Origin of the sequence: Paraflavitalea sp. CAU 1676, from assembly GCF_029223285.1 — a bacterium.
Taxonomy (GTDB): Bacteria; Bacteroidota; Bacteroidia; order Chitinophagales; family Chitinophagaceae; genus Paraflavitalea.
Map to the genome: position 1 here is coordinate 282,915 of NZ_JARHUJ010000004.1, position 12,715 is coordinate 295,629.

The window sequence follows — 12,715 nt, forward strand, 5'->3', positions numbered from 1 at the left end:
AGATCAGAAGATATGAAACAGATCGTGTTGAAAGTGCATCCGAAAGACAATGTGCTGGTAGCGTTGCAAGACCTCGCCAAAGGACAAACCATTCCCTATAACGGCAGCGAATACACCCTGGTGGAAGACATTCCTGCAAAGCACAAATTCACCACGGAGACCCTACCGGTGGGTGGAGCGGTAACGATGTACGGTGTGCTCATTGGCAAGGCCAAAGAACCCATCCGGTTAGGCGCCCGCATCTCTACGTCCAACCTCAAACATGCGGCCGATGAATACCAGCTGTCCGACACCCGGAGAACAAGCTGGCATATACCCGATATAGCCCGCTGGCAAAGCAAGACCTTCCAGGGTTTCCACCGGGCCGACGGCAGCGTTGGCACCGCCAACTACTGGCTGGTAGTGCCCCTCGTGTTTTGCGAGAACCGCAACGTGGAAGTGCTGAAGGAGGCCCTGCTCGAAGAGTTGGGCTACGCCCGGCCAAAAAAGTATAATGATTTGACAAAGCAGCTGATCGATGCCTATCAGAAAGGCGTTAATATTGACACGGTGGAATTCAGCCAGCCTGCGTCGTCGGACGGACAGGCCAATCGCCATTTGTTCAAAAATGTGGATGGAATAAAATTCCTTTCGCATGAAGGCGGTTGTGGTGGCATCAGGCAGGACGCACAAACCCTGTGCGGATTGCTAGCCGGTTACATCACCCACCCTAATGTAGCAGGCGCTACGGTGCTCAGCCTCGGCTGTCAGAATGCACAGGTAGCCATGCTGCAGGAAGAGATCGCCAAAAGAGCTCCCAACTTCAGCAAGCCCCTCTACATCATGGAGCAGCAGAAAGTGGGCCTCGAAACCGATCTGCTGGCACAAGCCGTTAAGCAAACCTTTGCAGGCCTCGTGGAAGCAGATAAGTACGCACGCCAACCTGCCCCCCTCAGTAAGATCTGTATCGGGCTCGAATGCGGCGGCTCCGATGGTTTCTCCGGCATCTCGGCCAACCCGGCAGTAGGTTATACCTCCGATCTGCTGGTGGCGCTGGGAGGGTCGGTCATCCTCTCCGAATTTCCCGAGCTCTGCGGCGTAGAGCAGGAGATGAGCGACCGCTGCACCACCCAGGACAGCGCCAAAAAGTTCATTGACCTCATGCGCTCCTACAACGCCCGTGCCGTGGCGGTAGGATCAGGTTTCGATATGAATCCCTCGCCCGGTAATATCAAGGATGGTCTCATCACCGATGCCATCAAATCGGCAGGGGCCGCCAAAAAGGGAGGTACTTCACCCGTCACCGATGTACTCGATTATCCGGAAAAAGTCACCAAACCAGGTCTCAACCTCCTGTGCACACCCGGCAACGATGTAGAGTCGACCACCGCCGAAGTAGCATCGGGAGCAACCGTGGTTCTCTTTACCACCGGCCTCGGAACACCCACCGGCAATCCTATCGCACCGGTCGTGAAAATATCCAGCAATACTACCCTGTATAAGAAGATGAACGATATCATCGACCTCAATGCAGGTACCATCATCGAAGGCGAGGAAACCATCGAACAATGTGGCGAACGCATCCTGGACTACATCGTAAAAGTAGCCAGCGGCGAAACCGTCGTTCACGCGGTAAAACACGGACAGGATGATTTCATTCCCTGGAAAAGAGGAGTGTCATTATAAATTGAAATAGCACGCAGCACAGACTCGGAGCACTAAAAAACTAATATGAAGAATTTCTTAGACGAACATTTTCTCCTGCATAGCAAAACAGCGCAAAAGCTGTATCATGATTATGCTAAGAACATGCCCATCATCGACTACCATTGCCACCTGCCCCAGCAACAGATCGCGGAAGACAAGAAGTTTGAGAACCTCACCCAGATCTGGTTGTACGGCGATCACTATAAATGGCGCGCCATGCGCACCAACGGTGCCGACGAAAAATACTGCACCGGCAATGCCAGCGATTATGAGAAGTTTGAGAAATGGGCCGAGACTGTTCCCTACACCCTCCGCAATCCTCTGTATCACTGGACGCACCTCGAGCTGCAGCGCTATTTTGGTGTGGAGAAAGTGCTGAACCCCACAACAGCGCGGGAGATCTATGAAGAGTGCACCGCCAAACTTCAAACGCCCGATTTCAGCGTACGCAACCTGTTGCGTAAAATGGATGTGCGCCTCGTATGTACGACCGATGATCCTGTCGATAATCTCGAGTACCATGCACAACTGCAGGCCGAGCGTTTTGAAATACCCATCCTGCCTGCCTTCAGGCCCGATGCGGCCATGAATGTAGACAACACGGCCAATTTCAATAAGTATGTAGCGCGGGTAGAGAAAGCCGCAAACGTTTCCGTAAATTCTTACAGCGATTATCTCACCGCTTTGAAGAAACGCCACGACTTCTTCGCAGCCCATGGCTGTAGTGTATCCGATCATGGCCTCGAAGAGATCTATGCAGAAGATTACACCGAAGCAGAGATCAAAGCGATCTTCGATAAGGTGCGTGGTGGAAAGGACCTCGATCTCACAGAGCGTAAGAAATTCAAATCGGCCATGCTGGTCGTATTTGCTGAATGGGATTGGGAAAGAGGCTGGATACAACAGTATCACCTGGGAGCACTGCGCAACAACAACAGCCGCATGCTCAGTCAGTTGGGTCCCGATACTGGTTGGGATTCCATCGGCGATTTCTCACAGGCCCGGGCACTCTCTAAGTTCCTGAACCGCCTCGATACGGATGATAAACTCACCAAAACAATCCTCTATAATCTCAACCCTGCCGATAACGAACTCATGGCCACCATGATAGGCAACTTCAATGATGGCTCATCGGCCGGTAAGATACAATGGGGATCGGGCTGGTGGTTCCTCGATCAGAAAGATGGCATGATCAAACAGATGAACACTTTATCGAATATGGGCTTGCTCAGCAGGTTTGTAGGCATGCTAACCGATTCAAGAAGTTTCTTATCATACCCACGTCATGAGTATTTCCGTCGTATCTTGTGCAACCTGTTTGGAGAAGAAATAGAGAATGGAGAACTGCCTAATGATATCCCCTGGGTAGGCAAAGTGATACAGGACATTTGTTTCCACAACGCCAAGAACTATTTCAATTGGCAGTACGTCGAGAAACAATCGATCATCACGGAAAAAATCTTTTAACAAGCGGCACACACACCATGGCAATTCTGGATCTCTTTAGTCTAAAAGGAAAAACTGCACTCGTAACAGGTTGTAACAAAGGAATCGGTAAGGGAATGGCGCTGGGCCTTGCAGAAGCAGGTGCCGATATCATCGGTGTATCAGGTTCGCTCGAACTGAGCGGCAGCGATATCGAAAAACAGGTCACCGCCCTCGGCAGAAAGTTTAAGGCATACCAGGCCGATCTTTCCGACCGCAACAGCCTCTACGCTTTCATCGAAAAAGCCAAAGCAGAGAATCCCATCATCGACATATTGGTCAACAACGCAGGTACCATCATGCGTAAACCAGCCGCCGAACATCCCGATGAATATTGGGATAAGGTCATGTCCATCAACCTCGATGCGCCCTTTATCCTGGCCCGCGAATTCGGAAAGGATATGGTGGCCCGTGGCAGCGGCAAGGTCATCTTTACCTGCTCATTGCTCACCTTCCAGGGCGGCATCAATGTGCCCTCTTATGCATCCAGCAAAGGAGCGCTCGGCAGCCTGATCAAAGCATTAGCCAACGAGTGGGCGCCCAACGGTGTGAACGTAAATGGAATAGCTCCCGGTTACATAGCCACCGATAATACCGAAGCATTGCGTAACGATCCGGTTCGCAGCAAATCCATCCTCGATCGTATCCCCGCTGGCCGCTGGGGCGATCCGGAAGATTTCAAAGGCGCCGCCGTATACCTCGCTTCTGCAGCAGGCAGCTATGTAAACGGAACCATCATTACCGTAGACGGTGGCTGGATGGGCCGCTAACCCTGTCACAAACAGCAAAGCGATAAAAGATCGCACGATACACCAAGTAAAAAACAGGCATTACAAAATCCGACATAGGAACATGGAGATAAGATTTCAGAATAGTCCGAAGGAAACCAGCCGCATGAATACCGAAGAGCTGCGGGAGAATTTTCATATCCCCGCACTCATGCAGGATGATAACATCAAATTGGTGTACTCACACTACGATCGCGTGATCGTGGGTGGCGCCAAGCCGGTGAGCAAAGCGGTAGAATTACCCAATCATCCCGAACTGCGCGCTGATTACTTCCTCGAACGCCGCGAACTGGGCATCATCAATGTAGGTGGTAACGGAACGGTGGAGGCTGATGGCGTGAAGCACCAGCTGCGCAAGCTCGATTGTCTTTACCTCGGTAAAGGTGTCAGGAAAGTGACCTTTAGCAGCGATGATAAGAGTGCACCTGCAGTGTACTACCTGTTGTCGTCGCCGGCACATGCTACGTATCCCACTCGCGTACTCACCCGGGAAGAAGCATCACCAACGGAAATGGGCGATCAATCGACCGCCAATCGCCGTACGATCTATAAATATATCCATGCAGATGGCATTCAAAGCAGCCAGCTGGTAATGGGCCTTACGGTATTGAGCAGCGGCAGTGTATGGAACACCATGCCTGCACACGTGCACACCCGCCGTATGGAAGCCTATTTCTATTTCGATGTATTGGAACAACACCGGGTATTCCATTTTATGGGAGAACCAACGGAGACCAGGCACCTGCTCATCGCCAATCATGAAGCGATCGTGTCACCGCCCTGGTCCATACACTCAGGTTGTGGAACCGCTGCCTACTCCTTCATTTGGGGAATGGCCGGCGAAAACTACACCTACACCGATATGGATGCCGTAGCCATTGCCGATATCCGGTAATGCAGAAAGGGATCACAGCAACGATCCCGTGCAGTAAAGAGAACACCTAATATTTAGCAGCACATATGAAAGGAACCGTATTTTGTTTCGGTGAACTGTTACTGCGCATGTCTCCCGTCCTCAACAGGGAATGGATACAAACCAACACGATGCCTGTGTACGTGGGCGGCGCAGAACTCAATGTAGCCACCGCACTGGCGCGTTGGGGAGTACCCGCAAGGTACAGTACGGCCCTGCCAGACAACTACCTCTCCAAAGAGATCTGCGACGAGATCCGGACCAAGAAGATAGATACCTCAGCCATACATTATTCCGGCAACAGGGTAGGGCTTTATTACCTGCCCCAGGGAGCCGATATGAAGAACGCCGGCGTGATCTACGATCGCGCCCATTCCTCCTTCGCCTCCTTACAGCCAGGTATGATCGATTGGGATACTGTACTTAAAGACGTATCCTGGTTCCACTTCAGCGCCATCAGCCCCGCCCTCAATGAGAACGTGGTAGCTGTGTGCGAAGAAGGAGCCGCCGCGGCTTCTGCCAAAGGCATTACGGTTTCTGTCGATCTCAATTATCGCGCAAAACTGTGGCAGTATGGTAAAAAGCCGGTAGAGATCATGCCCCGCCTCGCAAAGTATTGCGATGTCATCATGGGCAATATCTGGGCAGCAAATAGCTTGCTCGGCATATCCGTCGATCCCGAAATACACATCGATGGCAAGCGCGAGGATTTCCTGGCGCACGCTACCAAAACATCGCTGGCCATACAACAGGCCTATCCGAAGTGTAAGACCGTCGCCAACACGTTCCGCTTCGATGCAGGCGATGGAGGCATACTTTATTATGCCGCCTTGTATAACGGCGGTCAGTTATACTACACCAAAGAACTCACAGCCGCTAAGATCATCGATAAAGTAGGCAGCGGAGACTGTTTCATGGCTGGGCTTATTCATGGCCTTTACCACGGGCATGATTCACAGAAAGTGATCGATGTAGCGGCCCGCGCCGCCTTCGGAAAGCTCATGGAGAAAGGCGATGCTACCAGCCAGGAAATGTCAACCATCATTGCACAACTAGACAAGTAACGATACCTATGAACGCAATCATTAAAAGAATAGAAGAGCAGGGAGTATTGCCCCTTTACTTTCATCCCGATGCAACCGTGAGTGTAGAAGTGCTGAAAGCCTTGTACGCGGCCGGCATCCGTGCGGTAGAATACACCAACCGGGGAGAGGAAGCATTGGAGAATTTCAAGCTGCTCAAAGAAACGCGCGACCAGGAATTACCCGAACTGCTCCTGGGTATCGGCACCATCAAGCGTAAAAAAGAAGCCAAGGCTTTCATGAAAGCCGGCGCCGATTTCATCATTGCCCCGGGTATGATCGAAGAAGTAGCCGAAACAGTATTGAAAGAAGAGATGGTATGGATACCCGGTTGCATGACCACCACCGAGATCATCCGTGCCGAAGACGCCGGAGCAAAACTCATCAAGCTGTTTCCCGGTAATTTGCTGGGGCCCTCCTTCGTTAGCGCTATTAAAGAACTGTTCCCCGGTCTCAAATTCATGCCCACCGGTGGCGTGGAAGTGAGCAAAGATAACCTCACCGGTTGGTTCAAATCGGGTGTGGTGGCAGTAGGTATGGGCAGCAAGCTCATCACCAAAGAGATACTGGAGAAGAAGGAATATGAAACCCTCATCACGAAGACCAAAGAAGCCATGGCATTGGTAAAAGAAGTACGGGGCCATTGATAGCAATCCCTTCCAACATACATCACCCAACATACCCCACACCAATCAACAAAAAATAACGACATGCAGCAAGCCATAGGCAAATACAGGTGGACGATCTGTGCCCTCTTATTTTTCGCCACCACCGTTAACTACCTCGACAGGCAGGTGTTGAGCCTCCTGCAACCCCGCCTCGAATCGCTGTACAACTGGTCAAGCAGCGACTACGCCAATATCGCTGCCGTATTTCAGTTTACCTACGCGATCTTCATGTTGTTTGCCGGTCGCATCATCGACAAGTTGGGAACCAAAAAAGGGTATGCCTGGGCCATCGTGATCTGGTCTATTGGGGCCATCATTCACTCACAGGCCGAGCCCATTGGCCAGGCCGTAGGAGCGGTAGTAGGTGCAGCAGGCGCCTTCTCGGTGATCGGGTTCATGGTATGTCGTGCCGTACTGGCACTGGGTGAAGCAGGGAACTTCCCCGCTGCCATCAAAGCCACGGCGGAATATTTCCCCAAGAAAGAACGATCATTCGCAACCGGTATATTCAACTCCGGCGCCAACGTGGGCGCCATCCTTGCACCACTTACTGTGCCCTGGATCGCCGACCATTGGGGTTGGGGCGCCGCCTTCGAGATCATTGGTGCTGTTGGATTTCTCTGGCTGATATTCTGGTTGGTCTTCTATGAAAGACCCGAAAAGCAAAAAAGACTGTCTGCCGCCGAACTGGCGTACATACAAACCAACGAGGAAGATAAAACCGCTGCCCCTGTAGCAACAGAAGATAAAGGAAAAGTATCCTGGTTCAAACTGCTCACCTATCGCCAAACCTGGGCCTTTACAGCCGGTAAGTTCTGTACCGATGGTATCTGGTGGTTCTTCCTGTTCTGGCTGCCCGCTTACCTGAAAGCGCAGTATGGCATGGTGGGTGAGTCCATCCAGTTTCCGCTGGCGATCTGCTATACGTTTGCGATGATCGGTAGCATCGGCGGTGGTTGGTTCCCCATGTATTTTATCAGGAAAGGCTATGCCGCCTACGATGGCCGTATGCGCGCCATGTTGATGATCGCTGTATTCCCACTCGTGGTATTGCTGGCACAGCCCCTCGGTTATATCAGTTTCTGGGTACCGGTTTTCTTCATCGGTATCGGAACGGCGGCGCACCAGGCCTGGAGCGCCAACATCTTCACCACGGTATCTGATATGTTCCCCAAGAAAGCTGTGGGGTCAGTGATAGGGATCGGAGGTATGGCCGGCGGACTCGGTGGCGTACTCGTTACCAAGATCGGTGGCTGGCTGTTCGACGGGTACACAAAAGCAGGTATTGCCCGTACCTGGGTCGATGCCAAGGCTGCCGGACTCGGTGAATTCGTCGACAGGATCCTGGCCATGAACCTGGTTACCAAAACCGGCGATAAGGTCGATATCCACGCAAAAGCACTCTCCAACATATCAAAAGATGTAGTAGAGCAGATCAAGACCATTGATCCTGCCTCATTCGATAAGCTGCTGGCCATCCAAAAGCCACTGGTACAATCGGAAATGGCTTCCGCCTATACGATCATGTTTGCCATCTGTGGCCTTGCTTACCTGATAGCCTGGACGATCATGAAACTATTGGTACCTAAGTACAAACCGATCACTGATCTGTAAACAGATAAAGACACTATGAACAAACGACAGGGCTGACCCGCAAAGGTCAGCCCTGTTTTATTGGATACTTTTAAAGTATTTCGCTCTTACACTTGCCCTTACTTACCTGACAAGGGTGTAAACATCCTCCTGCTGGCAGGTCCGCTTTGTTCCCCCAAAGCCTAAACTTTTCTTCTCTCCGCAGACCCGCTTTACCCCAAAAAAGCGCATACTTTTCTCCTCCCCGCAAGTCCTTTTTGCCCGCAAAATGCGTAAATTAGATGCAGCAGATCAGTGATAAAACAAGGAGTTGAGCTACCATACTGTCATGCCCGGATCAGGTCAAGTTGATCAGGGTCAAATGGCAATAAATCGTAAAGAGCGATCAAAATCAGCGAGCATCCCCCAAAGCTATTCATTTAGAAGGTATTAACCCTGAAGCGAGCATTTCTCCCAACTTCTCTCCCGGCAACTCCGCCAATGTGAAATAAGACACCTTATCGAGACCTTACCGAGACGTTATCGAGACCTTATCGAGACTTTATCGAGACCCGGCCCCGTACCGGGCCCTAACCGGCCAGTACCCGCACCCTGGTGCGACAAGGGTACCAGGTATACATGCTGCCACCCTGGCATGCAGTCAACTACCAGCCAAAGAGCCGGAACCACCAATTACTTCGAAACGACTTTCAGCCCAACGATCGACCCGATCAACAGGAAAATGAAGAACATCCGCCAAAAGTCGGCCGGCTCCTTATACAACAGAATTCCCATGATCACGGTACCCACGGCGCCAATACCCGTCCATACCGCATAAGCCGTACCGATTGGAATGGTTTGAATAGCTTTATTCAACAACAAAAAACTAAGGGTAATACTCACGAAAAAGGCCGTAGCCCACTTCAGGTTGGTAAAATTGTTCGACAACTTTAAACAGGTAGTAAAGCCAACTTCAAACAACCCCGCAATTATTAAGATGATCCACGACATAGCCAATAATTTAGCCGGCAAAGGTCGGACCTTCAGAGAAACTATTTTTTAACATAGGTTAAAAACGCAACTCCGCGCGGATGCGGCTCAATGTCACCTGCGAAACACCAAGATAAGAAGCGATATGCCCCAGTTGTACTCTTTGGATGAGCGCAGGGTTACTCTCCAGCAGATTCTTATAACGTTCAACGGCCGGCTGAAACTGTAAACCGATAAAGCAGCTTTCGGTCTTGATCAGTTCCTGTTCCGCCAGTTTACGGCCCCAGTTGGCCAGCTCGATATGGGTATCGAATAGCCTTCGGATGTCGTTGTGCGAAATACTATGCACCACCGCATCTTCCAGCAATTCCACGGTTTCATAACCAGGCTTGTCGGCCACATAACTGTTGTAGGATAGCACGACATCTCCTTCTGCACCAAACCAGAAGGTGATCTCCTTCTCTTCGCGGTAACAAAAAGCACGTGCAATGCCCCGCTCGATAAAATACATCTTATGCTCCACATGCCCCTCACGCAGTAAAACATGGTTTTTCGGATGTACTTCCTCGGTTAGCAAAGCGGCGAACTCCTGCAGTACAGGAGCAGGCAGGGGATAAATACGTTGAATATGATCAAGAATAGGATCCAAAGAATAATATTGCCTGCAAATTAAGGAAACCCGCAAATGCGACAATGCCCGGCCGAACGGTCGGGCATTGTAATATCTTAGGCGACGCCTGTTTTATTTTAATTGCCAGCCATTGCCGATAGCAGCCTTCGTCAACCGGTTCGCCTCTTTGTCGCCCTTGAAGCGTTCCCGCTTGGGATTCCACTTTAACGGCCGGTTTAGCCAGTAGGCAATATTGGCAATACAACAAACCGAGCTCGACCGGTGGCCTGTCTCCACATCACAGATAGGTGGTTTGCCACTCTTGATCGCATCCAGCCAATCCTGGTGATGATTGGCGCTGTCATACAAACGGATCTCATTGGGTTGAATAACCGCTTTGGCGATATCATCTGGTTTGCTGTCGATAAAGGAACGGCTGATGTCGAGCGTTCCTTTCGTGCCAATAAAACGAACCGCATTGCCCCGGCCAAAATCTTCGTGTTTCATCACTATGCCGTTCGCATATACCATCGTGAGGGTCTTGAATTCCTTGCCATCGGGTGGGTACAAATCCACCGGGCCGGTATGATCCATGCCCAAACCCCATTGCGCAATATCGAACATGTGGGCGCCCCAATCACTGAGCATCCCACCGCCAAACTCCTTATAGTTGCGCCAGTTGGGGAAGATGTCTTTTTCCACCGGGGGCGCCAGCTCCGCATTGAAATCACGCATCGCGGCGGGGCCTACCCATTGCTGCCAGTTCAGTTCAGAAGGGGTAGACTGCCCGGGCAGGTCGCAGGTAATACCCGCTTTGCCTACACTCACCAGCACTTCCTTAACATCTCCTATATATCCGTTGCGCACCAACTCGCACGCATGCCTGAAATTCTGGTTCGATCGTTGCATGCTGCCGGTTTGCAGCACCACTTTGTGTTTCTTCATGGCATTCACCATAGCACGCCCTTCTTCTACAGAGTGCGCCAGGGGTTTCTCACAGTAAACATGCTTACCGGCCTTTGCTGCCATGATCGATTGTACCGCATGCCAGTGATCGGGCGTGGCCACCACGATCGCATCGATATCTTTTCTATCGAGCAATTCCCGGAAATCGGCATAAGTCGCAAGCCCCTTGTATTGCGGAAGGTCTTTGGCGTCTGCATACAGCTTCTCGGTGATCTGCTGAAACAAAGCCAGTTTCTTGCTGTCCACATCGGCTCCCGCTACTACCTGCGCCTTGTTGTAAAAACCACGCACTAAACCACGCGACTGTTTACCGGTACCGATAAACCCCAGATTGATCTTGTCGCTGGGAGCCACATATCCCTGGCCGCCCATAACAAAGCGGGGGATGATCATGATGCCCACCGAAGCAGTAATGGTATTTCTGACGAAAGCCCTCCGGGAGAGCTGCTTGTTTTGATCGGATTTGTTCATATGGGAAGATCGGTATAGAGGTGGAAGATTATTTTTTCATAGCCCATTGAATTCCGCCCAGCAAATGTTGCAGGTAAAGCGCGTCGCTGGTAAAAGACTCTTTAGTATGCCCCAGCTCCGTATAAAAAGCACGGCCGCCATCGAATTCGTGGTACCAGGCCATCGGGTGGGTATTGCCCATACGCTCACCGGTGTAGGTATTTTCATCGATCGTGATCAGCACGTGTAAACTGTCCGACATCCATTTGTAATTATACCACTCGTCTTTGCGTGTCCATCTTTCAGGCAAATGCTTTGTGGAGATATGTTTGTTGTCTACGATCTGCAGTGTCGCCTCCTGGGTGGCCGGATGGCTTTTGAAATAAGCGCCTACCAGCTTGCCATACCAGGGCCAGTCGTATTCGGTATCCGTAGCGGCATGGATGCCCACAAAACCGCCACCCGAACGGATGTATTGCTCAAAAGCTGCCTGCTGCGTTTCGTCGAGGATATTACCGGTCGTATTGAGAAAGATCACGGCTTTGTATTGCTTCAGGTTGTCTTTGGAGAAAACCGTTGCGTCGGTACTGGTGTCAACCCCAAACTTGTTGGCTTCGCCCAGCTTGATAAGCGCCAGCTTACCTTCATCGATGGAGTTGTGGTGAAAACCTGCCGTTTTGCAAAAGACGAGCACTTTGTTCTTTTGGGCATGTGTAACTGCAGAAAGGCAGAGAAAAAACGATAAGACCAGGAAAGCTCCTGGTTGAAAGATCATACGGCGTATCATGAATAGCAGGTGATTAGTGAGGTCTGAAGCTAATGCAAAACATTCATACCATCTATACTACACCGCATTAAAATTATCAGATCATGCGCCTCCGGCAAAAGCCTTGACCCCCAGGTCCTTTTCAATCAGATGCATAGGAGAGTGGGCATAATAGCCCGAAATCGTCAGTTCTTCCCGCATCGGTAACAGGAAGCCAGGCAGCCAGCCATCTTCAGTGGTAGTGGCGGCACTAGGCAAGCTTAGTATCAGGCAATTGCCAACGCTGCCCAATAACGTCATTGCAGCACTTGTATACGTGATCGCCACTCTATGTTTCTTCTTATCCGTAAGGTCCGAGTTGATGATCGAAAACTGGTAGTCGGTAAATGGAATATTTACCGTACCCATTGTATCGGTCAGCCCCGGGATCAAATGGTGGAGCTCCTGCACATACAGGCCAATGGCGAAACCTACTTTGTAGTGCAGGGATTGCGCCTTAGGGTCATGCGCAACGAGATCGTGGAATAGCTTCCATTCATTGTTTTTGTTGTACCGCTGCGCCTGCATCAGCAACTCACAATAACTATCCTCGAAAACCTGTTGTTCGAAGGTGAGTGTACTGTTCCGGTCGATGAGCTGCCGGTAAGTAAGTTTAATAAGTGGAGTGCTCATAAAAAATAGAAAAAAGACCAGCCGGGCCGGCAACTGCTTGCTCCATACCATGGGAATCCAGGATTCC

General features: G+C 51.0%; 12 protein-coding genes. 7 read left to right on the forward strand and 5 right to left on the reverse strand.

Going from position 1 to position 12,715, the window contains the following annotated elements; all coding sequences use genetic code 11:
- Positions 1–12 precede the first annotated feature (12 nt).
- From P2H89_RS14105 to P2H89_RS14135, 7 genes are all read left to right on the forward strand, one after another.
- A complete protein-coding gene (locus tag P2H89_RS14105; protein ID WP_275827819.1) occupies positions 13–1,665 on the forward strand; it encodes an altronate dehydratase family protein in 1,653 nt (550 codons plus the stop codon).
- A gap of 45 nt (positions 1,666–1,710) precedes the next feature.
- The gene (gene uxaC, locus P2H89_RS14110; protein ID WP_275827821.1) at positions 1,711–3,153 is read left to right on the forward strand and encodes a glucuronate isomerase; all 1,443 of its coding nucleotides are present in this window, start codon (positions 1,711–1,713) and stop codon (positions 3,151–3,153) included.
- Between the two features lie 17 nt (positions 3,154–3,170).
- On the forward strand, positions 3,171–3,941 hold the full coding sequence (locus P2H89_RS14115; protein ID WP_275827823.1) for an SDR family NAD(P)-dependent oxidoreductase: 771 nt from the start codon (positions 3,171–3,173) through the stop codon (positions 3,939–3,941).
- A gap of 82 nt (positions 3,942–4,023) precedes the next feature.
- On the forward strand, positions 4,024–4,854 hold the full coding sequence (gene kduI, locus P2H89_RS14120) for a 5-dehydro-4-deoxy-D-glucuronate isomerase (RefSeq protein ID WP_275827825.1): 831 nt from the start codon (positions 4,024–4,026) through the stop codon (positions 4,852–4,854).
- Positions 4,855–4,919: 65 nt separating this feature from the next.
- On the forward strand, positions 4,920–5,936 hold the full coding sequence (locus P2H89_RS14125; RefSeq protein WP_275827827.1) for a sugar kinase: 1,017 nt from the start codon (positions 4,920–4,922) through the stop codon (positions 5,934–5,936).
- Between the two features lie 8 nt (positions 5,937–5,944).
- Positions 5,945–6,601, forward strand: coding sequence for a bifunctional 4-hydroxy-2-oxoglutarate aldolase/2-dehydro-3-deoxy-phosphogluconate aldolase (locus P2H89_RS14130; RefSeq protein ID WP_275827829.1), 657 nt, complete (start codon positions 5,945–5,947; stop codon positions 6,599–6,601).
- Positions 6,602–6,664: 63 nt separating this feature from the next.
- Positions 6,665–8,236: an MFS transporter gene (locus tag P2H89_RS14135; RefSeq protein ID WP_275827831.1), complete on the forward strand. Its 1,572-nt coding sequence runs from the start codon at positions 6,665–6,667 to the stop codon at positions 8,234–8,236.
- A gap of 651 nt (positions 8,237–8,887) precedes the next feature.
- On the opposite strand, the gene P2H89_RS14140 is transcribed toward P2H89_RS14135, so the two are convergent.
- The 5 genes from P2H89_RS14140 to P2H89_RS14160 form a co-directional block, all read right to left on the reverse strand.
- Positions 8,888–9,205, reverse strand: a complete 318-nt coding sequence (locus tag P2H89_RS14140; protein WP_275827833.1) for a multidrug efflux SMR transporter — start codon at positions 9,203–9,205, stop codon at positions 8,888–8,890.
- 58 nt (positions 9,206–9,263) lie between these two features.
- Entirely contained in the window at positions 9,264–9,833 is a 570-nt protein-coding gene (locus P2H89_RS14145) for a Crp/Fnr family transcriptional regulator (protein ID WP_275827835.1), read from the reverse strand.
- Positions 9,834–9,926: 93 nt separating this feature from the next.
- Positions 9,927–11,231: a Gfo/Idh/MocA family oxidoreductase gene (locus tag P2H89_RS14150; protein WP_275827837.1), complete on the reverse strand. Its 1,305-nt coding sequence runs from the start codon at positions 11,229–11,231 to the stop codon at positions 9,927–9,929.
- Positions 11,232–11,259: 28 nt separating this feature from the next.
- Entirely contained in the window at positions 11,260–11,997 is a 738-nt protein-coding gene (locus tag P2H89_RS14155; protein ID WP_275827839.1) for a ThuA domain-containing protein, read from the reverse strand.
- 81 nt (positions 11,998–12,078) lie between these two features.
- Positions 12,079–12,648 (reverse strand): hypothetical protein, encoded by a 570-nt coding sequence (locus P2H89_RS14160; RefSeq protein WP_275827841.1) that lies wholly within the window; start codon positions 12,646–12,648, stop codon positions 12,079–12,081.
- Between the last annotated feature and the right edge of the window lie 67 nt (positions 12,649–12,715).

What these genes read in the sequence shown, in the direction of transcription:
- P2H89_RS14160 (WP_275827841.1), bottom strand. Translation starts at nt 12,648, where the DNA reads ATGAGCACTCCACTTATTAAACTTACTTACCGGCAGCTCATCGACCGG.
- P2H89_RS14135 (WP_275827831.1), top strand. Translation starts at nt 6,665, where the DNA reads ATGCAGCAAGCCATAGGCAAATACAGGTGGACGATCTGTGCCCTCTTA.
- P2H89_RS14150 (WP_275827837.1), bottom strand. Translation starts at nt 11,231, where the DNA reads ATGAACAAATCCGATCAAAACAAGCAGCTCTCCCGGAGGGCTTTCGTC.
- kduI (WP_275827825.1), top strand. Translation starts at nt 4,024, where the DNA reads ATGGAGATAAGATTTCAGAATAGTCCGAAGGAAACCAGCCGCATGAAT.
- P2H89_RS14155 (WP_275827839.1), bottom strand. Translation starts at nt 11,997, where the DNA reads ATGATACGCCGTATGATCTTTCAACCAGGAGCTTTCCTGGTCTTATCG.
- uxaC (WP_275827821.1), top strand. Translation starts at nt 1,711, where the DNA reads ATGAAGAATTTCTTAGACGAACATTTTCTCCTGCATAGCAAAACAGCG.
- P2H89_RS14125 (WP_275827827.1), top strand. Translation starts at nt 4,920, where the DNA reads ATGAAAGGAACCGTATTTTGTTTCGGTGAACTGTTACTGCGCATGTCT.
- P2H89_RS14130 (WP_275827829.1), top strand. Translation starts at nt 5,945, where the DNA reads ATGAACGCAATCATTAAAAGAATAGAAGAGCAGGGAGTATTGCCCCTT.
- P2H89_RS14105 (WP_275827819.1), top strand. Translation starts at nt 13, where the DNA reads ATGAAACAGATCGTGTTGAAAGTGCATCCGAAAGACAATGTGCTGGTA.
- P2H89_RS14115 (WP_275827823.1), top strand. Translation starts at nt 3,171, where the DNA reads ATGGCAATTCTGGATCTCTTTAGTCTAAAAGGAAAAACTGCACTCGTA.
- P2H89_RS14140 (WP_275827833.1), bottom strand. Translation starts at nt 9,205, where the DNA reads ATGTCGTGGATCATCTTAATAATTGCGGGGTTGTTTGAAGTTGGCTTT.